We start from the raw sequence: 26474 nt of genomic DNA on the forward strand, positions 1-26474 counted from the left end.
TATGAACTTCTGTTAATTAGAACCAGTTTTTGCGGTAAACTGTCACGGATAAAAATGTACAGTAAAGGTAACAATGAAGCGTTTTACTCCCCCAGAACAATTCCAAGTAACGAGCCTAAACACAGGGGCATTTGCTCACTTACGTCAGCTGTTTAAAATTCATCAACAAACAGACTGGCCAGAACCTGCGTATTTTGCCCCGTACTTAAATGCCATAAACGCAAATAATCTCCCCGTTCGTTTTATCGATGATGCAAAGGTTGACTTTGCTGAGCGCTATTATGAACAAGTTATTTTTGAAACTGGGGAAGTGCCTACTCGCCAGCAAAATTGGCATGATCTGTTTGGTGGTTTTATTTGGTGTTTATTCCCAAAAACAAAAGCCCTAATCAATCAGCGTCATGTAGATGAAATAGCTGTGCATGGTTTAAAACAACGCAGTAAACATCGTAACGCATTAACCCTGTTTGACGAGTGTGGCGTAGTTTTAGCTATTAGTGACTCTAATTGGAAAGCATGCTTAAGAGACCATCAATGGAAAACAGCATTTATAACGCAAAGAGAGCAGTGGGGTAAAACTATAGCGCCATTCATGTTTGGCCACGCTAATTACGAAATGTTGACCAAACCTTATATTGGGCTCACAGGCAAAGCATTATTTGTGAATGTACCCGATGAAATATTTTGTAAAGATTTAGTAACGCAATATCAGTACCTAGATAAGCAACTTTATGAGATGATTAAAAATGATGATTGTTTAGCCGATAATAAACAGCTTTCACCCTTACCCTTATTAGGTGTTCCTGGTTGGTGTGAGGAGAATAACAATTCATCATTTTACGACAACACGGACTATTTTAGACCGAAACGAAGGACACGAAAATGATAGAAGTCACCGCGCTTAAGAAGAAGTTTAAGCTCACCAAAGATCATAAAAAAAATAAAATAGATGAAGTAGACCCACGCGAAGATAAAGACTTTTTTCATTCAGTAAAAAATGTCAGCTTTAGCTGTGCAAAAGGCGAAGTATTGGGGCTGTTAGGGCCTAATGGCGCGGGTAAAACCACCACCTTAAGAATGATTTCAACCGCATTAAAACCGGATGATGGCAGTATTACTATTGCTGGAAATGACATAATTAAAAAGCCACTCATTGGGCGTAAATCTATCGGGTTTTTGTCTGGCTCTACTGGTTTATATGGCCGTTTAACGGTAAAAGAAAATATCGAATATTTTGCAAAGCTACATGGCATGAGCAAGCAGGCAATCAAGGCACGCTGTGAAGAGTTATTTACCTTACTCGATATGCATAAATTTATTGATAAACGTGCTGAAAACTTATCAACCGGTATGAAGCAAAAAGCCAACATTGCGCGTGCTGTGGTGCATCATCCAGACGTTGTTATTCTTGATGAGCCAACTACCGGGCTTGATATTATGACTACGCAAACAGTGATTAACTTTATTAAAGGCTTAAAAGCACAAGGCACTCCGGTTATTTTCTCAACGCACCATTTAGATGAAGTTGCGCTTTTATGTGACCGTGTAGCGGTTATTAATGAAGGGGTAAGTTGTTTTGATGGCACTCTAGCTGAATTTAAACAAGCAGGTAACAGCGAAGAATTAAACCAAGCGTTTATGAACATATTAGCGGAGAAGCAAGATGTTTGAAGTTTTTAAAAAGGAATTAACCGAGCTGCTACGCGATAAAAAAACTTTGTTATTCGTGGTGGTATTTCCGATTGTGGTTTTTCCGTTGTTATTTGCTGTGGTTGCGTTTATCTCTTCTCAAGCTGCGCTTGATGCAGAGCAAAAGGTAAATACCTATGCAATTATCAATGGCGACTTTGCCCCAGAATTTACTGATAAAGTGTTTTATCATAAAAGCTTTGAATTATATAAAGGCGATAAAACCTTTAATAGTGTTGAGGAGCTAAAAGCAGGGGTAACTGCTGGCGATATCGACATGGGGATATACTTACCAAGCGATGCAGTAAAAACATTAAATGATAAAAAGCAAAGTGAATGGCAAGTTGTATTTAATGATTCAAAATCAATTAACTTCTTATTTGAGCGAGTAAAAGAGCTTGCTAAAGAGTACAGCGATACACTTCAAGAAAGTAAACTATTGAGCTTTGGTATTGATAAAAGCGCTCAGCAATCTATTTTAAAGCCAATTAATGTGGTTAAAGTTGATACTGCAGACAAACGTGAAAACTTAGGTGAAAAAGTAGGTGGGTTTTTACCTTATTTACTTATCCCGTTAGTACTGATGGGGGCAACTTACCCAGCAATTGATTTAGGCGCTGGCGAAAAAGAGCGTGGTACTTTAGAAACCTTACTACTTACCCCCATTACTCGTACTGAGCTAGTATTGGGTAAATTTATTACTCTACTCACAACTTCAATCGCATCAACTACTATCACCGTCATTAGTATGGGGTGTTGGATTGCATTAGCACTGGCATTTGCTGATCTAGAGTTTATTAAAGCCGCATTTAGTACATTAGGCATTTCTGACTTACTGATGATTTTTGTATTATTATTACCAATTGCAGCTATTTTTTCTGCATTAGCATTGGCTATATCAATCTATGCACGTTCGTTTAAAGAAGCGCAAAATTACATGACGCCATTAAGTATGGTGGTATTTTTCCCAATTATTATCTCTATTATGCCTAATATGGAACTGACCGCTAAAACAGCCTTTATTCCGGTTACTAACGTCGCCTTAGCGATTAAAGAAATTATTAAAGGCACAGTCGATTACACGCTGGTGGGATTAATATTTTTGGCTACGGCACTGATAGCCGGTGCACTATTGGCATTTTGTGTTAAGTGGTTTAACCGCGAAGACGTGTTGTTTAGATAACCATCTAAATTGCAAAGTAAAAAAAAAGGTCGCACAGCGACCTTTTTTTATAAATTATTAATTATGAGACAGTGCTATTTGCTTAATTTAAGCTCTGTGTTTGAAAATTACTAGATAAGCAATCAATAAAAAACCGCTGTATGAAAAACCATACAGCGGTTTTTTAATTAACTTTAAGCTTATGCGTTAAATTGCGCTTTAATAGTTTCAATTGCGCTATCGATATCAATCATAAGTTTTTCACCGGTGCGACGGTTTTTAAGTTCTACCTTATTCTCATCAAGGTTACGCTCACCAATGACAAGCGTGTAAGGTACACCAAGTAATTCCATGTCGTTAAACATAACACCAGGGCGCTCTTTACGGTCATCAAATAACACGTCCAAACCTGCATCTTTTAAACCTTGATAGAGGTTATTAGCAATATCAGGAATACGATGCGATTTATGCATATTCATTGGCACAATTGCTAAATCGAAAGGAGCTATAGCTTTAGGCCATGTAATACCGTATTGATCGTTATTTTGCTCAATAGCTGCAGCAACAATACGTGATACACCAATTCCATAACAGCCCATAGTCATTATTTGGTTTTTACCTGACTCGCTTAGTACACCTGCTTTTAATGCTTCTGAGTACTTAGTACCTAGCTGGAAAATATGACCCACTTCAATACCGCGCTTAATTTGTAACGTGCCTTGACCACACGGGCTAGGATCGCCTTCTACAATATTACGGATATCAGCAACTTCGTAGTTTGTTACGTCGCGATCCCAGTTAATACCGCTAAAGTGCTCATCATCATTATTGGCACCGGCTACAAAATCAGCCATTACATCCGCTGTTCTATCAACAATAATAGGCATGTTCAAGCCAACTGGGCCTAAAGAGCCTGGTTTTGCGCCAATGGCAGCAACAATATCTGCTTCGGTTGCCATTTCAAGTGGAGAATCAACCAATGGGTGCTTTTCAGCTTTGAGTTCATTAAGTTCGTGATCGCCACGCAGTACTAATGCAACAAGCCCGCGTACGCCGTCTTCATTAGGAGTACCATAAACCACTAATGTTTTAACACCGCGATGGGGTTTTACGCCATAGTGTTTTTTAAGCTCATTAATTGTTTTAGCATCAGGCGTTGGGAATGCTTTTAACTCTTTGCTTGCTTGTGGGCGAGCTTCAGTTGGCGCTAATGCTTCGGCTTTTTCAATATTAGCGGCGTAGTCGCTGGCATCACTAAAAGCAATGGCATCTTCGCCAGATTCAGCAAGTACATGGAACTCATGCGATACACTACCGCCAATAGAGCCTGTATCTGCAATTACTGGGCGGTAATCTAAGCCTAAACGTTCAAAAATATTACAGTAGGCTTTGTGCATTACTTGATACGTTGCATCTAAACATTCATCGGTTAAATGGAATGAGTAGGCATCTTTCATAGTAAATTCACGGGCACGCATAACACCAAAACGTGGGCGACGTTCGTCACGTACTTTAGTTTGTACTTGGTACAAAGTAATTGGTAGTTGTTTGTAGCTGTTAATTTCTTTACGAACAAAATCGGTGATCACTTCTTCATGGGTAGGGCCCATGGCAAATTCACGATTATGACGGTCGGTAAAGCGCATTAACTCAGGACCAAACTCACTCCAGCGGCCAGACTCTTCCCATAAATCAGCAGGCTGAATAACAGGCATAAGCATTTCAATTGCGCCGGCTTTATCCATTTCTTCGCGTACTATGTTTTCTACTTTTCTTAGCACACGTAAGCCAGAGGGAAGCCAAGTGTATAAACCCGAAGCGACGCGACGGATCATTCCGGCTCTAAGCATTAATTGATGCGAGACAATTTCCGCATCGGATGGCGTTTCTTTAAGTGTAGCGAGTATATATTGACTAGTACGCATGTTTTTTCCGAAATAGAGTGATATGTTCTTTTAATTAAGGCGCTCAGTTTACCAGCGGTTGCATTGACACTAAAGCGCTAAGTGATTTTTTATCGAATTTTATAGCCATAGCAGGGCTTTAAAGTTAGCTTAACTGAGCTCAATATGAGTAACCAGATGATGAGAATCAGTCACTTGCCAGGTAATATTGTATTCATACAAATTCATACCATAGCTTTGCACGCCTTGTTTTTGCTTTTTATAGGCAGGGCGCGGATCTTGTTTTAGCACATTACTAATAAACGCTTGTAGCTCAGGATAGTGACTTTGTTTATTTATAAATTCTATAGCCTGTTGGCTAAACTCAACACTCATTTGAGTCTCTGGGCGCGTATCGGCAAATCCAGCGCTTGCATCGGGTAATGAGTCTGAATAGGGTAAATAAGGTTTTATATCTACGATGGGTGTGCCATCAAGTAAATCAATACCGGCGAGCAATAACGCCAACTGACCGTTTTTATACTCAATTCCCTCTAACTTTACTGCACTCATGCCAATGGCATTTGGACGAAAAGTTGCTCGAGTAGCAAACACGCCTTTACGCTCATTACCGCCAAGGCGCGGCGGGCGAACCATTGCTGAATAGCCTTTATCAGCAGTTTCATGAAAACGAAATAACAGCCAAATATGGCTAAATTCATCTAATCCGCGAACAAATTCTTCACGATTAAATTCTTTGGCAAAAATCAGTTTAGCTTTAGCCTCGGGTACTAATCTAGGTTGCCTAGGAATGGCAAATTTTTGTTTATACGGAGATTGAATATGGCCAATAGCCGAAATTTGATAATCGCTCATAATGCTCGGTTATAGAAAAAATAGAGCGTTATTCTACCTTTTATTGACGTTGCTGGCATTAGCTTAATTTGGGGATATTTTATTTTTAGACTAATAGGTTTAAATGTGAAAAAAAAAGGTAAGGCTAAAAATAGCCTTACCTAATGTTTTAACAATTAAGCTATTATTAAAACATGTATTGGAATGATACTGACGCAACATCCATTTCTGGATCAATATCATCTTCTAATTCGTAACGCTCATACTCTAAACGCACTTGCATATTGGTTGTAAATGCATATTCAATACCTGCACCGTAAAATACGTCGCCGCCATCTTGAGATGCGCTTACGCTGCCAACTGGAAGTTCTTGAGTAACTTCTGCATCCCATTCAAACCAACCACCTTTTGCATAAACAGAAAAATCTTCAGTAATAGGCGCTGCAAAACGTGCTGCTAACGATACGCCATCAATTTCAGCTTTGCTGTCTATATCACTCACTTCATCAAAATTTTGATAAGCAAGCTCAAGACTTAAATGTTCATTAAATTGGGTACCAATGTAACCTTTTAACATTTGCGCGTCGTCATCAAAGTCGGTGTCGTTTTCGCTATCTTCAAACTGAAATGAATATTGGCCATAACCAATACCAGTGTAAATACGCGGAGAGTCCATGTCGGTAACATCAGCTTGTGCCGCTGAATTAAAACCCAGTGTTGCTAAAGCAAGTGCAGAAAGAGAAAGTGTTTTAATCATTATATAGCTCCTTTAAAAAGTAATATCGATGAATTATTTCATCAAACGTCGATTTACTAATTGCAGTGAGCGTGCCAAGTATTATTTAGCCTAATATTTAGTCTTTATGTGTGTTTGTTAAGCTATTATGGTGTTTTTGGCACGCAAAACAATCAGGTGTTCAGCGTGCAGTTAATCCATAAAAATTAAAAAATTGTAGCTTTTACAAGTTGTTGTAGTTTCTACATACCTATAAAAGTAACTAAATTAAACTTTATCTAATAAGTTTTCTGTTTCGATGGCTATTTGCTTCATTTTAATTGCGTAGTTCTCAAGCTTTTTGTCTTCGTCGGTAACCGATTTAAATTCTGGTACCGCCACAGGGTAACCCGTTTCATCCATAGCAACAAAGCTAATAACACAGTGATTGGTTTCAACTAAGTTTTGCGTTTTCGGGTCGCCACAGCGAACTTGAATAAAAATTTGCATGCTGGTTTTGCCGGTGTGTGCAATTTTTGCTTCAACCTCAACAATTTGGCCAACTAAGATAGGACGGCTAAACTTAACGCCCGCAACCGATACTGTTACACAGTAATGGCCGCTCCAGCCCGCAGCACAGGCATAACCCGCTTGGTCAATCCACTTCATGACCACACCGCCATGCACCTTACCACCAAAATTTACATCGGTTGGTTCTGCTAAAAAACGAAAAATTACACTCGACGACGCCATAACACACTCTCATTCATTCATATTACTTAACAGCATAGCGCAAAAAAGGGGCCGAAGCCCCTGCAATTTAGGATAAGTTTATAATTTCTATAGAAAGGTTGTTACATATTGGGATAGTTAGGGCCACCAGCACCTTCGGGAGTTACCCAGGTAATATTTTGGCTCGGATCTTTAATATCACAGGTTTTACAATGCACACAGTTTTGCGCGTTGATCACAAAGGATTGCTCGCCTTCTACTTCTTGTACTTCGTAAACGCCGGCAGGGCAGTAGCGCTGTGCTGGCTCGTCAAATTTAACTAAGTTAACGTTAATCGGAATTGATGCATCTTTTAGTTTTAAGTGACACGGCTGCGATTCTTCATGATTGGTATTAGATAAAAACACTGAAGAAAGCTTATCAAAACTGAGTTTGCCATCAGGCTTAGGGTAGTTAATTTTTTCAGCTTGGTTAGCGTCTTTTAAAGTTGCATGATCAGGTACGTTATCTTTAAAACTAAACGGTAGGGCACCCTTAAATATATTTTGATCAAGCGTGTTATATGCGCCGCCTGCAAATTTACCTAAGGTATGCATAGCAGGGCCAAAATTACGAGACTGATACAGCTCTTTAAACGCCCATGACTTTTTAAACTCATCGCTATACTGGGTTAAATCAGTATTGGCTAAATTGTTTTGTAGCGCATTAAAAATAACTTCAGCGGCTATCATGCCTGACTTCATAGCCGTATGGTTGCCTTTAATTTTTGCAAAGTTAAGCGTGCCTGCATCACAGCCCACTAGCAAGCCACCCGGGAAGTGCATTTTTGGTAATGAATGTAAACCGCCTTTAGCAATAGCACGTGCACCGTAAGCAATGCGTTCTCCACCTTCAAGCGTATTTTTGAAAATAGGGTGATGTTTTAATCGTTGAAATTCATCAAACGGGCTTAAGTGTGGGTTTGAGTAATTTAAATCAACAATTAACCCCACAACCACTTGGTTGTTTTCGCTATGATACATAAAGGCGCCACCGCCAGTGTCGCCACTTAATGGCCAACCGGTTCCGTGTACAACTTTACCCAATTGATGTTTAGATTCATCAATTTGCCAAATTTCTTTAAAACCTAAACCATAATGCTGTGGTGAACTTTCATCGTCTAAAGCAAACTGATTGATCAGTTGCTTACCTAGATGACCACGACAGCCCTCAGCAAATACTGTGTACTTAGCGCGTAGCTCCATACCTGGCATGTAACCGTCTTTTTCATTGCCATTTTTATCTACACCCATATCGCCAGTAATGATGCCTTTTACAACATCATCTTCAATAATGACTGAATGCGCACTAAAGCCTGGAAATATTTCTACTCCAAGATTTTCTGCTTGCTCTGCTAACCAGCGACATACATTACCCATAGAAACAATGTAGTTACCCTTGTTATGAAATGTATTTGGTGTAGCAAAGTGAGGAATTGAGGTTGCTTTATGTTCGTTGTTAAACCAGTAAATCTCATCATTTACCACCTTAGTCGAAACAGGAGCGCCGAGTTCCTGCCAATTTGGCAGTAATTCGTCAAGTGCTTTGGTTTCAAAAACGGCACCTGATAATACATGTGCACCAACTTCTGAGCCTTTTTCAACTACACATATCATGCACTCTTGTTGTTTTTCTTGTGCTTGCTGCGCGAGTTTAATTGCTGTTGAAAGCCCCGCTGGACCTGCCCCTACAACTACAACATCAAATTCCATGGTTTCGCGTTCAATCATAATAACCTCTTTATCTATGACGGACTCACCTTTGCATTATTTGGCAAAAAGTAAGCTAAGCAACCTGTTTCTTCGTTATGCAAATTAATCGTTACAGGTTGTGAATAGTTTAAGGTTATTTTAGGTTGACGTTTACGTCAACAGGAAGTAGTCTGATTTCATAAAATAAATAGGTTGACGTAGACGTTAGCTTATAGGTTTAAATAATTATGGAGTCCCTATGAAAGTTCTCGTACCAATAAAAAGAGTGATCGACTACAACGTAAAAGCTCGCGTTAAACCTGACAACAGCGGTGTTGATTTAACTAACGTTAAAATGGCCATGAACCCATTTTGTGAAATTGCTGTAGAAGAAGCGATTCGTTTAAAAGAAGCGCGTACTGCAACCGAAGTAGTTGTTGTTACTATTGGCGCTAAAGCCTCTCAAGAACAATTACGTACAGCACTAGCTTTGGGCGCAGATAAAGCGATTCATGTTGAAACAGAGCAAAACTTAGAGTCCATACATATAGCAAAATTGCTTGCCAAAGTAGTTGAACAAGAATCGCCTGAACTGGTTATTTTAGGAAAACAGTCAATCGATTCTGATAATAATCAAACAGGTCAAATGCTAGCGGCGCTGACTAACCGTGGTCAAGGTACGTTTGCTTCTAAAGTGGTTATTGAAAATGACAAAGTAAATGTCACTCGTGAAGTAGATGGTGGTTTACAAACCGTTGCACTTAATTTACCCGCAATAGTCACCACCGATTTACGTTTGAATGAGCCACGTTATGCGTCGCTACCTAATATTATGAAAGCCAAACGTAAGCCGTTAGAAGTTATTGCGGCTGATTCGCTAGGTGTAGATTTAGCCCCGCGTATTGAATTGGTCAGTGTAGAAGAGCCTGCAAAACGTAGCGGCGGGATTATTGTTGAAGATGTTGCACAGCTTGTAGAAAAACTTAAAACAGAGGCAAAGGTGATTTAAATGAAAACTCTTGTAATTGCAGAGCACGATAACGGTGCCTTAAAACCAGAAACCTCAAAAACGATTAATGCCGCTAAAAAATTAGGCTTTGACGTAGATGTATTATTAGCAGGCATAAACCTTGGCGCCATGAGTGAGTCACTCGCGAGCATTGAGGGTGTTGCGAATGTTTTACTTGCTGATAATGCAGTTTATGAGCATCAACTTGCTGAAAGTATGACAGATCTAGTGTTATCACTTGCAGATAGTTATAGCCATATTGTGGCAAGTGCAACTACTACAGGTAAAAACTTTATGCCGCGTGTTGCCGCATTATTAGATGTAGCGCAAATTTCAGAAATTATTGACGTAATTGACGCAGATACATTTAAACGTCCAATTTACGCGGGTAATGCTATTGCAACGGTTAAATCGCTCGATAGTAAAAAAGTGATCACAGTACGTGCAAGTAGCTTTGATTTACAAGGCGAGCAAGCTCCAGCTAATGTAACCGCTGTAGATGCAGTCTCTGATTCACAGTTAAGCAGTTTTGTTAGTGTTGAACAAACTGAATCAGAGCGTCCAGAGCTAACGGCTGCAGATGTGGTTATTTCGGGTGGTCGTGGTATGCAAAATGGTGAAAATTTTGCATTATTAAATGGCATTGCCGATAAACTCGGTGCCGCTATTGGTGCATCACGTGCAGCGGTTGACGCGGGCTTTGTGCCTAACGATATGCAAGTAGGGCAAACAGGTAAAATTGTCGCGCCTAATTTATATATTGCCGTGGGTATTAGTGGTGCCATTCAGCATCTTGCGGGTATGAAAGATTCAAAAGTTATTGTTGCCATTAATAAAGACCCTGATGCGCCAATATTCCAAGTAGCTGATTACGGTTTAGTTGCTGACTTATTTGATGTTTTACCACAGTTAGAGCAAGCACTATAAAGGACAGCAATAAACCGCTCCTAAAGTAACAAATTCTGATTTAAAGCCGCCGTTTCATTATTGATTCTGCGGCTTTTTTAATTCAACAACTCCACTTATCTAAATTACTTGCGATTTAAGTTTTTTTACTACAAAGTGACAGCGTTGTCATTTGTAGAAATACAAATTATTAAATAGGAGCCAAAATGACAAGGTATAAAGCACTTGATGCTATGCGTGGGCTAACCATAGCGTTAATGATACTGGTAAACACGCCGGGATCGTGGTCCCATGTGTATGCCCCTTTACTTCATGCAGATTGGCATGGCTGTACCCCTACGGATGTAATTTTTCCGTTTTTTATGTTTATTATTGGCTCTGCGATGTTTTTTTCGTTCAAAAAAACTAACAGTGCAGCCAGTACTAGCCAAGTATTAAGACTAGTTAAACGTGGAGCAATTATATTTGCCATTGGTCTAGCTTTAAATATTTATCCCTTTACTACCAATATTGAAAACTTGAGAATATTAGGTGTACTACAACGTATAGGGATAGCCTATATTTTAGCGTCTATCTGTGTGTTGTTTTTAAATAAGCGAGGGGTGTTAACGCTATCGGTTATTATCTTAGTTGCTTATTGGTTATTACTGTTAAGCGTTGGCGCTGAAAACGCTTATACACTCGAACATAACCTAGTTAGAGCGGTTGATATTGCCGTACTAGGTGAGTCGCATTTATGGCAAGGCAAAGGGCTCGCATTTGATCCAGAAGGTCTCATCAGTACGTTACCCGCTGTGGTGAGTGTATTATTTGGTTTTGAAGTAACGCGCATGTTAACGAGCACAAGTTGCCAGTGGGCAAGCATTAAACGGCTTTTAGTTATTGGTGCAGTTGCAGTTGTTATCGGGCAATTAAGCTCAATGGTGATGCCAATTAATAAATCACTTTGGACCAGTAGCTTTGTTATTTACACATCAGGTATTGCCTGTATTGTGTTGGCATTTTTTGTTTGGCTTTGTGACATTGTTAAACCTGAGCGCCTTGTTAATCCATTAATTGTGTATGGGTCAAACCCACTGTTTATATATGTATTATCAGCTGTGTGGGTACTGAGCTATTCACTGATTAATATTGGAGAGCTAAACTTAGGGGATTGGATGTATCAGCAACTCGCCTTGGTTATGAGCGCTAAATTGGCATCGTTCACCTTTGCTTTATTGCATGTTATTGGCTTTTGGGTAATTTCGAATATGCTTTATAAACGAAAAATATTTATAAAGATTTAGTATTTATAACAATTTGCTTCCCTAAGCGGGAGGCTAATTGTTCAAGTATTTATGCACATTAATATATCAGACAATAAAAAACCAACCCGCGGGTTGGTTTTTTTATTTAACGTTACAAAGCTTAGCTTAGTACGTTGCGCTGCCTTTGGTACGTGGGAACGCAATAACATCACGTACGTTACCCATACCGGTAACATAAGCAACTAAGCGCTCAAACCCTAAACCAAAGCCAGAGTGTGGCACGCTACCGTATTTACGTAGATCGCGGTACCAGCTGTAGTCTTCTTTGTTTAAGCCCATCTCTTCAAGGCGTGCATCTAATACATCAAGACGCTCTTCACGTTGTGAACCACCAATGATCTCACCAATACCTGGTGCTACTACGTCCATAGCAGCAACAGTTTTGCCGTCTTCGTTTTGGCGCATGTAGAATGCTTTAATATCACGCGGGTAGTTTTTAATAACAACCGGTGCTTTAAAGTGTTCTTCAGCTAGGTAGCGCTCGTGCTCAGACTGTAAATCTACACCCCATTCAACGTCGTACTCAAATTTCTTGCCACACGCTTTTAAAATCTCTACAGCATCGGTGTAGTCAACTTGGGCAAAGTCTTTTTCAACAAATTCCTCTAAACGGCTAATGGCTGTTTTTTCAACACGTAATGCGAAAAATTCCATGTCGTCACGGCGTTCTTCTAATACAGCTTTAAATACATACTTAAGCATGTTTTCAGCCAGTTTTGCGATATCTTCTAAATCAGCAAACGCAACTTCTGGCTCTACCATCCAAAATTCAGCTAAGTGGCGAGATGTATTTGAATTTTCTGCACGGAACGTAGGACCAAAGGTGTAAATTTTTGACATAGCTGATGCATATGTTTCACCGTTTAGCTGGCCAGATACCGTTAGAAAGGCTTCTTTGCCAAAAAAGTCTTCGCTGTAATCAATCTCGCCTTTGTCCGTCATTGGCAGATTTTGCATATCAAGCGTTGATACACGGAACATCTCACCTGCGCCTTCACAGTCACTTGCAGTAATAATTGGCGTGCTGATCCAGTAAAACCCTTGCTCATGGTAAAAGCGGTGGATTGCTTGTGCTAAACAGTTACGGACACGTGTTACTGCGCCAATCATATTAGTGCGAGGGCGAAGGTGAGCGTGTTCACGTAAATACTCAATGCTGTGGCGTTTAGCCGACATTGGGTAGGTGTCTGGGTTTTCAACCCAACCTAACACAGTTACTGAGTTAGCTTGAATTTCGAAAGATTGACCTTGTCCTGCTGATTGTACTAATACACCGGTAACCGACACAGAACAGCCTGCTGTTAAGCTTGTAACTTCATCATAATTATTCAGTGAATTAGGAACTACCGCTTGAATAGGATCAAAACACGAACCGTCATGAACGGCTAAAAATGATATTCCTGCTTTTGAATCGCGGCGTGTACGGATCCAGCCTTTAATGGTTACTTGGCTGTCTACCGCAACATTGCCTTTTAATAGCTCTGAAATCGCTAAATGGCTCATCTTCACTCCAATGATATAAGTTGCCTAACTATATAAATTAACTGTGCGTTACTCGTGCTATTTAGCATTTGAGGTCACTGCACTTGAACCTTGTATAATACCTAGTAAAGTAAAATAAAAAAACTGTTGTGGGCAACTCTTTAAAAGTTTTTAGTGGTACGTTGTTTTTTTAACCAATTTTTACAGTTAAATAACCACTATTACCATTTGTTGCTCTGAAATTTCATCAATTTGTGGCATTATTAGTAAATAAACCGAATTGACGTATTAATAAAAAATGGATGCTATGAAACAAGTTTTTATTTTACGAGGGCTACCAGGCAGTGGTAAGTCATATTATGCACAAAATCTCGCCGAGGAACTTTCCGGTGCAGATGAAAGCCAATATTTTATTTGCTCAACAGATGATTACTTTGTTAACGAGCAAGGTGAGTACCATTTTGATAAGTTTAAATTATCGCAATATCACAATTTAAACTTGGCGCGTTTTATTAATGCCCTAGCACAAGGTATTGAACTGGTAATAGTGGATAACACCAATATTAAAAAGTGGGAATTTATTGCTTACTCACAAGCAGCCATTGCTTTAGGCTACCAGGTCAAAGAAGTCATTGTTGGCGAAGTGAAAGATAAATCGATGCAACACTTATATGCTAAGCGCAATAGCCATAACATACCGTTAAAAACGATTAGTAAAATGGCTTACATGTTTGAGTGGTAATTATTAAATTTTAGCTAATACGTCTATATCAGAGTGCGTAATGGCATCTAAATGGGCGGTGATTTTTTCACTGCTCCAGTCCCACCATGCAATCGCTAAAAGTTTATTAATAGTCTCATCATCAAAACGCTTTTTTATCAATTTTGCAGGGTTACCGCCTACAATACCATAGGCGGGCACATCAGACGTTACCACAGATTTACTTGCTATAATGGCACCATCACCGACTTTTACTCCTGGCATAATGGTGGCGTTGTAACCTATCCACACATCATTACCTATTTCAGTATCTCCCTTAAAAGGTAAATCACCTTGTTGAGGTGCAGATTTTTCCCAGCCATTACCAAATATAAAAAATGGATAGGTAGAAAAGCCGGAGGTTTGATGATTAGCCCCATTCATTATAAAAGTAACGTCTTTAGCTATCGCACAAAACTTACCTATGATAAGACGGTCCCCGATAAAATCGAAATGGTAAAGTACATTTTTTTCAAAGTTTTCAGGGCCATCAGGGTCGTCGTAATAGGTATAATCACCAACGTCTATATTCGCAGAGGTGATAAAGTTTTTTAAATAACCTACTTGAGGAAACCCTTCCATAGGTGATGGATTGTTTGGATTTGGTCCGTTCATAGTTTCCTCCAAAGTAGAATATATAAAGCGCTAGCTTTTAAATGCCGCCAGTGGATGAGAGGTACTAAGCGATACATGTACGTTATCACCAGGATTTACCACTACTTCATGACTCACGCGACTTGTAACCACAGTACCACAGGCTAGTTTTATGGCGCATAATCTGCTGCCGCCTTCAAAGCGTACCCAAATTACTTCGCCATTATTTCCTACACTGCTTTGTACTAATAATACATCATCTGGACGAAGTAACACCTCTACCTCACCGTTTTCACAGTCAACACCATGAGCGGGAACATTACCAATATCGGTAAGTGCTTGGCCGTTATTCAGCGTTCCTTTTATAAAACTAGCTTCACCTAAAAATCGTGCCACAAAGCGATTGTTGGGTGCACTAAAGCATTGCTCTGGGCTATCAATTTGCTGTATCTTTCCGCCTTTTAGTACACCCACGCGATCGCCCACCGAAAGTGCTTCTTCTTGATCGTGCGTTACCCAAATAGCGGGTACGCCGGCTTCTTTAAGCGCATTACGTATATCCCAACGTAGCATGTCTTTTAAAGCCGCGTCTAAGTTTGATAGTGGCTCATCAAGTAATACAAAGTCTGGCTGGTGGGCTAGGGTGCGCGCTAATGCAACACGCTGTTTTTGCCCCCCAGAAAGTGTCGCTGGTTTTTTATGTCTAAACGCATCTAAACCGAGTAGCTTTATCCAATGATCAGCAGGGCTTGTGTCTTTTAGTTTAAAACACACATTTTGCTCAACCGTTAAATGGGGAAACAACGCAAAGTCTTGAAACACCATACCCACACTGCGTTTTTCAGGGGCTACAGTATGCTTTGGTGTAGCAGTCCATTTAGCAACTTTAATTTCACCGTCGCTAATTGGTAAAAGCCCTGCTAGAGCCTGTAAAATAGTACTTTTACCACAACCTGTTGGACCAACAAGCATTAAAATTTCGCTTTCACCTAAAGTGAAATTTAAGTCACTAACAACACGATTACTGCCATAATCTATAGACAACTGACTTACAGATAGCATTTATATAAATCCTTAATGTTCAAACTGGTTGCGTTTCTCGCCAGACATCATAATAGCTAAAGCCGCCGCCGAAATCACCACCAACAATAACCCAGGTATTGCTGCGCGGCCAAAATAACCGGCTTCGTAAACACGCCATAAATAAGTAGATAAGGTTTCAAAACCAGTTGGACCCAATAATAGTGTGGCTTCTAATTCACGCATTGACTCTAAAAAGACTAAAGCGGCTCCTGCAATAATACCACGCATAGTCAGTGGTAAAGTAATACGTGTGAAAGCTTCACGTGGGCTTGCGCCTAATACCCGGGCTGATTTTACTAAGCTTGGATCGAGGTGCTCGGTGCTGGTACGCACAGAGCCAACCGCAAGTGGTAAAAAACGTAGCATATAAGCAATGATCAACAAGCCCAGTGTTTGATATAAAAAGGGTAGTTGTAAGCCGCCATAAACAAGCGCTGTGCCCATAACTATACCCGGAATACCAAAGCCAAAGTAAGTAACGCGTTCCATTACTTTACCTGCTTTTCCGGTTAATGCTGCATGCGCCACAGGAATAGCCACGATAACTGTAACAATAGCTGCAATGGCTGAAGCGTAAGTAGAGTGCCATGCAATACTAAAATCAAACGAACTAAAACCATCACGCACTAGCCAAAGTGTAAATACTGCGAGTGGTAAGCCAATAGCAAGTAATAAAATTGGTGCAAAGGTGGCAAACATCGCGCCTAATTGCCATTTTTTTGGGAATAAAATAAGAGGCCGGCCTTGGCGTTCAGACGCAGTTTTAATTTGCGATTCAAGCATTAGTAAAAAGCCAACAATTACCATTAGCTGCATAGACAACATAGCAGCACGGCTCAGTTCAAAGGCGTTATATTCTACGTAAATAACACGAGTGAAAGTATCTAGACGCATCATTGCCGGTGTACCAAAGTCTGATAGCGTATATAAGGCAACGAGTAACGAACCCGCAGCAATACCATTTACAACACGGGGCAAAATAACTTTAAACACGCTTTGTGTCATCGACATACCCAATGTACGAGCTGCATTGACCATATTGGCATCAAGACTTAGTAAGGAGGAGCGGGTTGTCATCATTACAAATGGGAAGGTATATAGGGTCATTACAATGGCGGCGCCAGTTAAGCCATACATAGAAGGGGTTTCAAAACCAAGTAAGTTATGTATTTCACCACCAGGGCCAAATGCAGCATAAAGCGTAAATGCACCAATATAACTTGGTATAGCTAAAGGGGCGGCAAATACTACTAACCAAAACTTTTTAAATGGCAGCTGCACATAAGCGCTAATAAACGCCAGTGGCACACCAATTAAAATTGAGCCTAATACAGTTAAGCCCATTAACGACAGGGTATTTCCTAAAATGGTTAAATTATGGCTATCAAAAAAAGAGCTTGCGTCACTGGCAAGCGTTATTAAAACAAAAATAGGAGTAAGGGTAACAAGCGCTGCAAGCAGCGCCATAGGATAAGATGGTGGTATTCGCATTATAAAACGCCGCTGCTGCGCATTAAGTCAATAGTTGGACGTAAGTCAGCCAACTGGGTTAAGTCTATTTTAGGTGGCGAAATACTGGTTAATTTAGGCAAGCCATCAGGTTGCTTTATGTCATTTACTAGCGGAATTTCATACGCTTCGCTCGCTAAATAACTTTGTACTTCAACGCTGAGTAAATAGCGCATAAAGTTAGTTGCTAGTGGGTCGTCAGATAGCGATAAAATACCGGAGGCATTCACTAAACAACCGGCATCTTGCTCTGTAAATGCAAGATCGAGTTTAGCGTCGGGCTTACCAGACTTCAAACGTAACGTGTAGTAGTGATTAGCAAAACCAATATCTACTTCACCACGTTCAACGCCCATTACTACACCGAGTTCGCCAGCGTAAGTTTTTGAGCGTTTTTGCACTTTTTTAAGCCATTTAGCAGTTTTATCATCGCCTTCTAAAATTCGCATAGCGGTAACAAACGATTGAAAAGAAGCATAAGCTGGTGCCCAACCAATACTTAAATCACTGTCGGCTATTTCCATAATGCTTGTTGGAATTTGCTCTTTGGTTAAACGCTCAGTATTAAAAGGCAAAGTACGTATACGACCAGTAACAGGTGCCCACTCATCGTATCTAAACTGTGGCTGTAGCTGTGCAGATAAATCACTAGGCATAGGTTTAGCAAGCCCTGCATCGGTTACTAAACCAATAGCGCCCGAGTCGACAGCCCAAAATAAGTCTGCACGTTTAACACCCGCTTTGGCTTCGGCAACAATCGTATTAGCCAAAGCTGCAGTTGGGCCGCGTCGAATAGCAAGATCTAAATCCGGGTTCTTTTTTTGAATGGCTTGTAAAACGTTTTCGTATAAGCCACCTTCACCACGTCCCAAATAAAGGGTGAGTGAGCCTTTTAGTTTAGGTAATGTATCTACCGACACGGGGTTGGCAATATCAGCGGCAAACGCGCGTGAAAGAGATAGCGGCAAAGCGCCAGCTACCCCTAACGCAGCTAAGCCTTGAATAAAGGTTCTGCGTTCCACTTAAAATACATCCTTACGTGACTTTTCTGCTTTTTCAATTAGCGTTTGTGCACGAGTTAACTTAGTTTGCATATCAACAACCACTTCGCGTACTTGATTTACTGTTTTATTACCTGAAATAGCCTGCGGTAGGGTTACGTTAAAGTCTTTTTCAAGAACTTCTACTAAGTTAGCGTCTTGCTCAATGAGTGTGCCTTCTACACCTTCAAATAAATGCAGGTAGGTATCGTGAACTATGCTTGTTGCTTCATCGCTTAAACGCTCTGCGTATTTAGCGACCACTCGGTCTAATTTGTGTTTAATTTCATCAATGGTCGCGCTTTGCGTCATTTCTTTTGTTGCTGTGGCTTTAACGCTTTTTAATAACCCTTTTTGTTGAAACTGAGCCGCTAGCTTAACTGCGCCTAGGCCTTGCCATAAAGCATTGTTCATTGCTTGTTGCTGCAAACGTACTTCTGAGGCTGGCTTTTTGTTATCAATAGCCATTTTTATGCCATACAAACCTTGCCAAATAGAGGCATACACAGGGACATAATTTGTTTCTATGGCGCTGTGAAATTTAACCGATTCCCAGTACTCAATTAAGTCATCAGTATTAACTGCTTTAGCGCCTTTTTTCTCGTAATCGCTTACTAGGGTATCAACCTTTGAAACCATCCACTCAACGTCTTCGTTGTAGGTTTTTAAATTAGCTTGAAGGTGATTAACATGCTCACCAATTGGGCCGTTAGCAAGTGCCGGTTGTGCAAAAATCGCAGAAGCGAGTAAAAAAGTTGCACTTAATGTCTTGGCAGGCTTAAGTAATATTTTCATAGCAAGTGAGTCCATAAATGTTATTGTAAATGATAGTCATTATCATATCCCTAAACATCCCTTAGATCAACACACTAAATCAAGCCAAAGGGTTAAATTTACTAAACTTTACAGAGGAATAATAACTAAATAGAAATATCAATTTAATTTTAACTTTAGTGGCTAAAATAATTAACCATCTATACGTAATGTTTACCCTTTATGGCGTTATATATAGCATCGCAAAGCTCTTTAATACTGGCATCGTCACTTATATACGGTGGCATTAAGTAAATTAGTTTACCAAATGGGCGTATCCACACCCCTTGGCTAACAAAATAAGACTGTATCTTAGCTACATCTACTATTCCTGCCTCATCTGTCAGTTCTACCACGCCAATTGCACCTAAAGTTCGCACATTAGCTACATCAGTAAGTGAGCCACACTGATGTAATTGTTGAAGTGCTTGGTTTACTTCACTAATTCGTTTTTGCCAATCTTGTTCAAGCAATAAGTCTATACTTGCAAATGCCACAGCGCAGGCGAGTGGATTGCCCATAAATGTAGGTCCGTGCATCAAAACACCGGCTTCACCTTCACTAATGCCTATCGCTATTTTATCGGTCGTTAACGTGGCTGATAAGGTCATGGTGCCGCCGGTGAGTGCCTTGCCAATACAAAGTATATCTGGCTGTACATTGGCATGCTCCACAGCAAACATTTTACCGGTACGGCCAAAGCCAGTGGCAATTTCATCACAAATGAGCAATACATTGTATTGAGTACATAACTTGCGCACACAGGCTAAATATTCAGGATGATAAAAGTTCATTCCTCCCGCGTTTTGCACTATGGGCTCAATAATAAAGGCGGCAACTTGCTGGTGGTGTTTTAAAAAATAGTGTTCTAACTCATCCGCCTCGGCTTGATTAAACTCGTCATGAAATTGGCTAACAGGTGCAGGTACAAATACATGATTAGGTAAAAAGCCAGAATACAAGCTATGCATAGAATTAACCGGATCGCACACACTCATGGCCGCAAAGGTATCGCCATGATAGCCCTTAAACGGAGTCATTAACTTTTGTTTAGTACTAATACCTTGGCTTAACCAATACTGCAGTGCCATTTTAATCGCTACTTCAACACTTACCGAGCCACTGTCAGCTAAAAATACTTTATTTAAATGCTCGGGTGTTATTGCTACTAGCTTTTTACAAAGCTCCACAGCACTGTAATGGGTAATGCCGCCAAACATTACATGGCTCATTTTATTGATTTGCTCTGTCATCGCATTATTTAAAACGGGATGATTGTAGCCATGTATTGCGCTCCACCAAGAGGCCATACCGTCAATGAGTTTCTCGCCTGTTTCTAGGTGTATAAGGTTGTGATTGGCGTTTGTAACAGGATAAACCGGAATTGGTTGAGTCATTGATGTATAAGGGTGCCAAATGTGATTTCGGTCAAAATCAAGGTCTATTGTGTGTTTTGTGCTCATATGTAAACTTTAGCTATATGGGTTTCGTTGACAATGGTACGACAATACGTATTCTAAGCCAATAACACCAAGAGCAAAAAATAAAAGAGAGTATTATGGAGCTTGCAACAGTTCGCCACGATTGGACCCATAGCGAGGTTAAAGCCTTATTTGAAATGCCGTTTAACGATCTGCTTTTTAAAGCCGCGACCGTACACCGTGCTAATTTTAATCCTAATCAGGTGCAAATTTCTACTTTACTATCAATAAAAACAGGTGCTTGCCCTGAAGATTGTAAATATTGCCCGCAGTCTGGTCATTATAAAACCGACCTAGAGCGAGAGCGCCTGCTAGAAGTAGAAAAAGTAGTAGAGCAAGCACGCCTTGCAAAACAAAAAGGCGCCACCCGTTTTTGTATGGGCGCTGCGTGGTCAGATCCTAAAGATCGTGATATGCCGTACATTTCAAAAATGGTTAAAGAAGTAAAAGAGCTTGGCCTTGAAACCTGTATGACCCTAGGTAAGCTTACCAATGAAAAAGCCCATGCGCTGAGTGATGCAGGGCTTGACTACTATAATCATAATTTAGATACCTCACCTGAATACTACGAACAAATTATATCTACCCGTACCTTTGCAGACAGACTAAACACTATCGATCATGTGCGTGATGCCGGTATGAAAGTTTGTTCTGGCGGTATTGTCGGTATGGGTGAGCAACCCAGCGATCGTTATGGGTTATTAATGCAATTGGCTAATTTACCGCAGCAACCAGAAAGCGTCCCTATTAATATGCTAGTAAAAGTAAAAGGAACACCGCTTGAAAACGTAGACGACTTAGATCAGTTTGAGTTTATTCGTACTATTGCCACCGCGCGTATTATGATGCCGCATAGCTATGTACGTTTATCGGCAGGGCGCAGCGCAATGAATGAGCAAATGCAATCGATGTGTTTTTTTGCCGGTGCTAATTCCATTTTTTATGGTGATAAACTTCTTACTACTGAAAACCCAGAAGCAGATGCCGATATGCAATTAATTAAAAAGCTGGGTATGAACCCTGAAACGGCCGAAGACTATTCAGATGAAGCCGTTGCTGCGTCGTTATCTTCTAAAGTGGCCGATAAAGCCAGTTCAGAATTGTTTTATCCTGCTTAATATTGTGTATTGCTATGTCATTTGATTTTATAAATAGCCATTTACAAGCGCGCCAGCAAAGCGCGCTTAACCGCAAACGTTATGTTATTGAGCAAGCCAGTGCGCGTGAAATTATAGTTGATAATAAACGCTATCTTAACTTTGCCAGTAACGACTACCTAGGCTTTGCCGATGAGCCCACTTTACTTGATGGCATGCAGAGCTTGGGAAGTCACAGCTCTGCTTTAGTTACTGGCTATCAAGGTGCGCAGCAACAGCTCGAAAAATACTTATGTGCTCAGTTGGGCTATAACAATGCCATGCTGTTTAATTCGGGCTTCAGTGCTAATAGCAGTGTTATAAAAGCGCTATTTCAAGATAAAGCCATTGCTCAACAAAGTGCGATTTTTCAGGATAAACTTAATCATGCGAGCTTAATCGACGGCGCATTGCATGCAAACGCAGCACTTGTGCGCTTTAACCATAACGACATGAATCATTTACGTTCACGGCTCGAAAAGTCCAATGCTAAGTATAAATTGATCGTGAGTGAGGGTGTATTCTCGATGGATGGCGACCAAGCACCTTTAATTGAGTTACTGAGTTTAGCTAAAGCACATAACGCCTGGTTAATGATAGACGATGCGCATGGCTTTGGCGTACTGGGTAAATCGGGTTTGGGAAGCTGTGAGCCACTTATAGCGGCAGATAATTTGCCAGATATTTTAGTGATCACCTATGGTAAAGCGGTGGCAAGTAGCGGGGCGTGTGTATTAGGTTCGAGTGAATTTATTGATTACATGCTGCAGTTTAACCGCGATTACACTTATTCGACCGCAATGTCGCCATTTATTGCTTTGCATACATTATCAAGAATTAAAACCATACGTGATGCTAACCACAAGCGTGCAAAATTAAACGCTAATATTGCTTTATTTAAACGTTTAGCCAATGAACACAAAATTGCCTTAATGGATTCAACAACTGCCATTCAACCCCTAGTTTTAGGGTGTGCCGAACAGACCTTAAAAGCCTGTGAGCAGCTCAAACAGCAGGGGATTTGGCTAACCGCTATTCGTCCGCCCACGGTGCTGCATAATACCTCAAGGCTTCGCGTTACCTTAACCGCCGCCCATACCGAGCAAGACATTACAACATTGGTAAACTGTTTAAAAAAGGCCATTGCATGATAAGCGCACACGCTACAAATGCTAACTCGCGTATAAAGTCACCGTTAGCTTGTTTAGCTGTTAATAGTTTAAAGCAGGTAACGCAACGCAAGTTTTCAACGGCGGCAAACCAATATGTAGCCCACGCACATGTACAAAAACAAGCTGCAATCGATTTAATTAAACTCATTAAGCTTGATGCGAGCACAAAGCACAAACATTGTGTTGATTTAGGCGCTGGGCCGTTAGTGAATACCGAAGAGTTACAAGGAATATATAAACAGGTAATTGCAATGGATTTAAGCCTTACTATGCTTAAAAATAGTGCAGTAACCGCACCGTGTATCTGCGCCGACATGGATAATTTGCCATTACAACAAAATAGTATTGATGTGGTATTTAGTAATTTTGCAATGCAATGGTCGGCTAATTTTGAAATGCTAATGTATTCATTACATTCAGCTTTAAAGCCCGGTGGGCAGGCGTACATAAGTACGGTGGTAGAAGGCTCACTACATGAAATAAAAACGGCGTTTGCAGCGCTCGATTCGCATAGCCACATTAATAACTTTTTAAGTAGCGATAATATAAACCAATCGGTCAAAAAGGCAGGGTTTATTGTTAATAATGCGACAGAGGTTATTTATACCGATGAGTTTACCAGCCCGCTTAAAGCGATTAGTTCAATTAAAGCCATTGGTGCAACGTCGAAAAATAAAGCAAGCCAACGCCCTGGTCTATTAACTAAATCGGCGCTACAAAAAGTATGTGCGGGGTATCCGCTTATAAACAACCAAGCCCATGTATCTTACCATGTGGTATTGTTATCATTAGAAAAAGCAAAAATTTAAAGGTAAGGCAATGCAGCAATTTTTTATTACCGGTACCGATACCGACGCGGGTAAAACCCACGTAACTAGTTTGCTATTAAAGTTACTCGCCCAACATAAGCAACGTGCAATAGGTTTTAAACCGATTGCATCAGGGTGTGAACTTGCGTTTGATCAGCTCGTTAATACCGATGCCTTAATGCTAATGGAAAGCGCAACTGTAAGTGCTAAATACGACATTATTAATCCGTTTGCTTTTGAGCCCGCCATAGCTCCGCACATTGCAGCAGAGCAAGTGGGAGTAACCCTAAGCGTTGAAAAGCTACGTACCGCTTATAAAAATGTGAAGCAACAAGGTGCAGACTACCTGCTAACAGAAGGTGCGGGCGGCTGGGCATTGCCAATTAATAATAACGAATATTTATATGACTGGGTAAAAGCAGAGCAACTACCCGTAATATTAGTAGTAGGGATGAAACTAGGCTGTATAAATCATGCATTACTCACTGCAACACATATGCAAAGTATGGGTGTTAATTGCATTGGCTGGATTGCCAACCAAGTTGATGCCACTATGGATGAATACCAAGCAAACCTAGATTCGCTTAAAACACGTTTACCATTTCCGTTGCTTGCTATAAGCCCCTATACCGAGCAAACCCCTAAATTACAAATTTATAAAACTCTTCTTACTGCACTTGCTATAAATGCCTAAACTATACTGCTTTGTAATTTTATAAATATACAAAGCAGTTTTTATATTAAATATAGCGGTTTAATAAATATGTTTATCGCCTTGAAATACACACCTTGTATGCATATATAACGCTAATTACACAGTTGTAATCGTTACTAAGGAAATAACAAACACGATGACCCACCCATTTATTAAGAACTACGCTTATAATACGCAGGTGGAGGCAGAATCAGATCTACCAAAAAGTGCTCTGCCTAAAACCCGTGTAGGTATTTTAGGTGGGGGAACTGCAGGGGCAACAATTGCGATTCGCCTTGCGGCATTGGGCATAAAAACGACTATATTTGAGAAAAAAACGTCACTTATTGATGGCCCTCCTATGTGCCATCTGCACGCCGGTGGTAATTTATACCGTGAAATTCCAGATCAAGACTGTATAGATTTACTAAAACAATGTATCGATATTTTACGACTATATCCTTACAGCATAGATGTACGCCCAACTGTATTTGCTGTGCCAACGCGTGATGATGATTCACCGGATGATTTACTGCCAAGGTTAGACAAGCTTACTAACGCATATAAAGACTTAATTGAACAAGATCATAATAATAAAGTTCTTGGCGAGCCTGATAATTACTATCAGCTTTATAGCCATGAGCAAATGATAACCTTGAGTAAAAAAGAGCAGGTTACTGAGCCTAAAACGCTAGATGAGTGGATGATCCCCGTTGCTAAGCATTTAAACTTAAACAAAGTAAAATACCCACTTATTGTTGTTCAAGAATACGGTTGGAATATATTTAGATTATCAGCAAGTGCGCAACTTGCGCTTGCCCAGTACGAACACGCTAACGTGCTTACCAGCACAGAGGTAAAGCAAGTTAGCAAAGTTGAGCAAAGTAGTGCTAAAAATCAAATGCCAAAATGGAAAATTGAATATCAAAACAACCAAAGCAACAAGACCCAAACAGCAGAAGTAGATTACCTTATAAACGCCTGTGGCTTTCAAACCGGTATTGTTGATGACATGGTAGGCGTAAAGCCCAAGCGTATGGTCGAATTTAAAGCCTCATACATTGCACACTGGCAAGGCGCTGGCGGGAAAATACCCGAAATTATTATTTATGGTAACCGAGGCACACCCGAGGGCATGGCACAATTAACGCCGTACCCTAATGGCTATTATCAAATTCATGGTATGACTAACTCAATTACCTTGTTTAACGATGGCCTAGCAGATACAGCCGAGCAAACGGCACAGCCACAACTGCCTGCTAAGTACTTAAATTATATAAATAATGGTTGGGATCAGCAGGTGCTAAAAGCACGTGGTCAAAAAGCGATTGATTATGTGGCTGAGTTTGTACCAGCATTTAAAAACGCTAATACGCAAAACAATGCCTTGTTTGGCGGCCAACAGATCCCAGGCGAAGACGACACCTTGCGCGTTGCAGACGTAAGCTTATATTCGCATATTAGCTACGCACGAGCTGAAAATGTAAAAGCGTCATCAACTTTGATCGCTGCTGACGAAATAGTAGCTGAATTTATAAAGCTTGGTTTAAGTTGCACAGAACACGACAGTAATAACCACCGTAAGCATCACCAATGGGCCTACCTTAAGAACAGTTGTAATGAAGATATAAGTAAAATTGCACAAGTACTTGCAAAAGAGCGAGGCTTCCCCACAGATATGGCAAATGTGAATCACGGTATATATAAAAGCGTATAGTATAAAAATAAAATAACGTATTGAATTATATTGTTTTTATAAGTGCATTTTTACTGTTAAACAGAAAAAACCTAAAAAGCTTAACTTAATTAAATATATATAAAACTTTAAAAATATCCCTTGCGTTATGACATAGTTTGTCACAAAATAGCGTTGACGTTATGACATAGTGTGTCATAACGCAGTAATTGCTATG

General features: G+C 40.2%; 24 protein-coding genes. 12 read left to right on the forward strand and 12 right to left on the reverse strand.

From position 1 onward, the window contains the following. Nucleotides 1-73: 73 nt before the first annotated feature. Genes CWB77_RS06470 through CWB77_RS06480 form a run of 3 tightly spaced genes read left to right on the forward strand, consistent with a single transcriptional unit; the run spans nucleotide 74 to nucleotide 2872 of the window. A complete protein-coding gene (locus CWB77_RS06470) occupies nucleotides 74-886 on the forward strand; it encodes a DUF3025 domain-containing protein (protein ID WP_138621929.1) in 813 nt (270 codons plus the stop codon). Then, nucleotides 883-1671 carry an ABC transporter ATP-binding protein gene (locus CWB77_RS06475; RefSeq protein ID WP_138621931.1) on the forward strand — a complete coding sequence of 263 codons (789 nt, stop codon included), beginning with the start codon at nucleotides 883-885 and terminating at the stop codon, nucleotides 1669-1671. The genes CWB77_RS06470 and CWB77_RS06475 overlap by 4 nt, the downstream gene beginning before the upstream one ends. Continuing rightward, nucleotides 1664-2872, forward strand: coding sequence for an ABC transporter permease (locus tag CWB77_RS06480; RefSeq protein WP_138621933.1), 1209 nt, complete (start codon nucleotides 1664-1666; stop codon nucleotides 2870-2872). Before CWB77_RS06475 ends, CWB77_RS06480 begins: the two co-directional genes overlap by 8 nt. 179 nt (nucleotides 2873-3051) lie before the next feature. Here the strand turns inward: CWB77_RS06480 and CWB77_RS06485 are convergent, their stop codons facing one another. The 5 genes from CWB77_RS06485 to CWB77_RS06505 all read right to left on the reverse strand — a co-directional run bounded on the left by CWB77_RS06485 (nucleotide 3052) and on the right by CWB77_RS06505 (nucleotide 8805). Next, nucleotides 3052-4776: a proline--tRNA ligase gene (locus CWB77_RS06485; RefSeq protein WP_138621935.1), complete on the reverse strand. Its 1725-nt coding sequence runs from the start codon at nucleotides 4774-4776 to the stop codon at nucleotides 3052-3054. Nucleotides 4777-4905: 129 nt separating this feature from the next. Further along, nucleotides 4906-5610, reverse strand: coding sequence for a tRNA (N6-threonylcarbamoyladenosine(37)-N6)-methyltransferase TrmO (tsaA, locus tag CWB77_RS06490; protein ID WP_138621937.1), 705 nt, complete (start codon nucleotides 5608-5610; stop codon nucleotides 4906-4908). Between the two features lie 166 nt (nucleotides 5611-5776). After that, entirely contained in the window at nucleotides 5777-6346 is a 570-nt protein-coding gene (locus CWB77_RS06495; protein ID WP_138621940.1) for an outer membrane beta-barrel protein, read from the reverse strand. Between the two features lie 246 nt (nucleotides 6347-6592). After that, a complete protein-coding gene (locus CWB77_RS06500; protein ID WP_008113812.1) occupies nucleotides 6593-7057 on the reverse strand; it encodes an acyl-CoA thioesterase in 465 nt (154 codons plus the stop codon). A gap of 101 nt (nucleotides 7058-7158) precedes the next feature. Then, on the reverse strand, nucleotides 7159-8805 hold the full coding sequence (locus CWB77_RS06505; protein WP_138621942.1) for an electron transfer flavoprotein-ubiquinone oxidoreductase: 1647 nt from the start codon (nucleotides 8803-8805) through the stop codon (nucleotides 7159-7161). Between the two features lie 220 nt (nucleotides 8806-9025). Here CWB77_RS06505 and CWB77_RS06510 point away from each other — a divergent pair, with 220 nt between their 5' ends. The 3 genes from CWB77_RS06510 to CWB77_RS06520 all read left to right on the forward strand — a co-directional run bounded on the left by CWB77_RS06510 (nucleotide 9026) and on the right by CWB77_RS06520 (nucleotide 11967). Continuing rightward, complete coding sequence (locus CWB77_RS06510; protein ID WP_138621944.1) at nucleotides 9026-9775, forward strand: electron transfer flavoprotein subunit beta/FixA family protein; 750 nt, start codon at nucleotides 9026-9028, stop codon at nucleotides 9773-9775. After that, nucleotides 9776-10702 carry an electron transfer flavoprotein subunit alpha/FixB family protein gene (locus tag CWB77_RS06515; protein ID WP_008113818.1) on the forward strand — a complete coding sequence of 309 codons (927 nt, stop codon included), beginning with the start codon at nucleotides 9776-9778 and terminating at the stop codon, nucleotides 10700-10702. A 185-nt stretch (nucleotides 10703-10887) separates the two neighbouring features. Then, nucleotides 10888-11967, forward strand: coding sequence for an acyltransferase family protein (locus CWB77_RS06520; protein ID WP_138621946.1), 1080 nt, complete (start codon nucleotides 10888-10890; stop codon nucleotides 11965-11967). Nucleotides 11968-12093: 126 nt separating this feature from the next. Here CWB77_RS06520 and asnS read toward each other — a convergent pair whose 3' ends face one another. Then, nucleotides 12094-13491, reverse strand: a complete 1398-nt coding sequence (gene asnS / locus CWB77_RS06525) for an asparagine--tRNA ligase (RefSeq protein ID WP_008113822.1) — start codon at nucleotides 13489-13491, stop codon at nucleotides 12094-12096. Between the two features lie 286 nt (nucleotides 13492-13777). Between asnS and CWB77_RS06530 the strand changes: the two genes are divergently transcribed. Beyond that, nucleotides 13778-14212 (forward strand): ATP-binding protein, encoded by a 435-nt coding sequence (locus CWB77_RS06530; protein WP_008113825.1) that lies wholly within the window; start codon nucleotides 13778-13780, stop codon nucleotides 14210-14212. A 3-nt stretch (nucleotides 14213-14215) separates the two neighbouring features. Here the strand turns inward: CWB77_RS06530 and CWB77_RS06535 are convergent, their stop codons facing one another. The 6 genes from CWB77_RS06535 to bioA form a co-directional block, all read right to left on the reverse strand. Beyond that, nucleotides 14216-14845 carry a Vat family streptogramin A O-acetyltransferase gene (locus CWB77_RS06535; RefSeq protein WP_138621948.1) on the reverse strand — a complete coding sequence of 210 codons (630 nt, stop codon included), beginning with the start codon at nucleotides 14843-14845 and terminating at the stop codon, nucleotides 14216-14218. Nucleotides 14846-14875: 30 nt separating this feature from the next. Further along, nucleotides 14876-15886, reverse strand: coding sequence for an ABC transporter ATP-binding protein (locus CWB77_RS06540; RefSeq protein WP_075169194.1), 1011 nt, complete (start codon nucleotides 15884-15886; stop codon nucleotides 14876-14878). 12 nt (nucleotides 15887-15898) lie between these two features. Then, nucleotides 15899-17398: an ABC transporter permease gene (locus CWB77_RS06545; RefSeq protein WP_109874617.1), complete on the reverse strand. Its 1500-nt coding sequence runs from the start codon at nucleotides 17396-17398 to the stop codon at nucleotides 15899-15901. Continuing rightward, nucleotides 17398-18438 (reverse strand): ABC transporter substrate-binding protein, encoded by a 1041-nt coding sequence (locus CWB77_RS06550; protein WP_138621950.1) that lies wholly within the window; start codon nucleotides 18436-18438, stop codon nucleotides 17398-17400. Before CWB77_RS06550 ends, CWB77_RS06545 begins: the two co-directional genes overlap by 1 nt. Then, a complete protein-coding gene (locus CWB77_RS06555; RefSeq protein ID WP_054201198.1) occupies nucleotides 18439-19251 on the reverse strand; it encodes a hypothetical protein in 813 nt (270 codons plus the stop codon). It lies immediately after the preceding gene. A 179-nt stretch (nucleotides 19252-19430) separates the two neighbouring features. After that, nucleotides 19431-20732, reverse strand: coding sequence for an adenosylmethionine--8-amino-7-oxononanoate transaminase (bioA, locus tag CWB77_RS06560; protein ID WP_138621952.1), 1302 nt, complete (start codon nucleotides 20730-20732; stop codon nucleotides 19431-19433). 95 nt (nucleotides 20733-20827) lie between these two features. On the opposite strand from bioA, the gene bioB reads away from it, so the two are divergent. The 5 genes from bioB to CWB77_RS06585 all read left to right on the forward strand — a co-directional run bounded on the left by bioB (nucleotide 20828) and on the right by CWB77_RS06585 (nucleotide 26278). Then, complete coding sequence (gene bioB, locus CWB77_RS06565) at nucleotides 20828-21868, forward strand: biotin synthase BioB (RefSeq protein ID WP_010390068.1); 1041 nt, start codon at nucleotides 20828-20830, stop codon at nucleotides 21866-21868. Nucleotides 21869-21882: 14 nt separating this feature from the next. Continuing rightward, nucleotides 21883-23037, forward strand: a complete 1155-nt coding sequence (locus CWB77_RS06570; RefSeq protein WP_138621954.1) for an aminotransferase class I/II-fold pyridoxal phosphate-dependent enzyme — start codon at nucleotides 21883-21885, stop codon at nucleotides 23035-23037. Then, complete coding sequence (locus CWB77_RS06575; protein ID WP_138621956.1) at nucleotides 23034-23867, forward strand: methyltransferase domain-containing protein; 834 nt, start codon at nucleotides 23034-23036, stop codon at nucleotides 23865-23867. The genes CWB77_RS06570 and CWB77_RS06575 overlap by 4 nt, the downstream gene beginning before the upstream one ends. 10 nt (nucleotides 23868-23877) lie before the next feature. Then, the gene (bioD, locus tag CWB77_RS06580) at nucleotides 23878-24561 is read left to right on the forward strand and encodes a dethiobiotin synthase (protein ID WP_138621958.1); all 684 of its coding nucleotides are present in this window, start codon (nucleotides 23878-23880) and stop codon (nucleotides 24559-24561) included. 157 nt (nucleotides 24562-24718) lie between these two features. Then, nucleotides 24719-26278 carry an FAD-dependent oxidoreductase gene (locus tag CWB77_RS06585; protein WP_138621960.1) on the forward strand — a complete coding sequence of 520 codons (1560 nt, stop codon included), beginning with the start codon at nucleotides 24719-24721 and terminating at the stop codon, nucleotides 26276-26278. Nucleotides 26279-26474 lie beyond the last annotated feature (196 nt).

It is taken from the genome of Pseudoalteromonas sp. S1610 (genome assembly GCF_005887465.1).
Classification (GTDB): domain Bacteria; phylum Pseudomonadota; class Gammaproteobacteria; order Enterobacterales; family Alteromonadaceae; genus Pseudoalteromonas; species Pseudoalteromonas undina.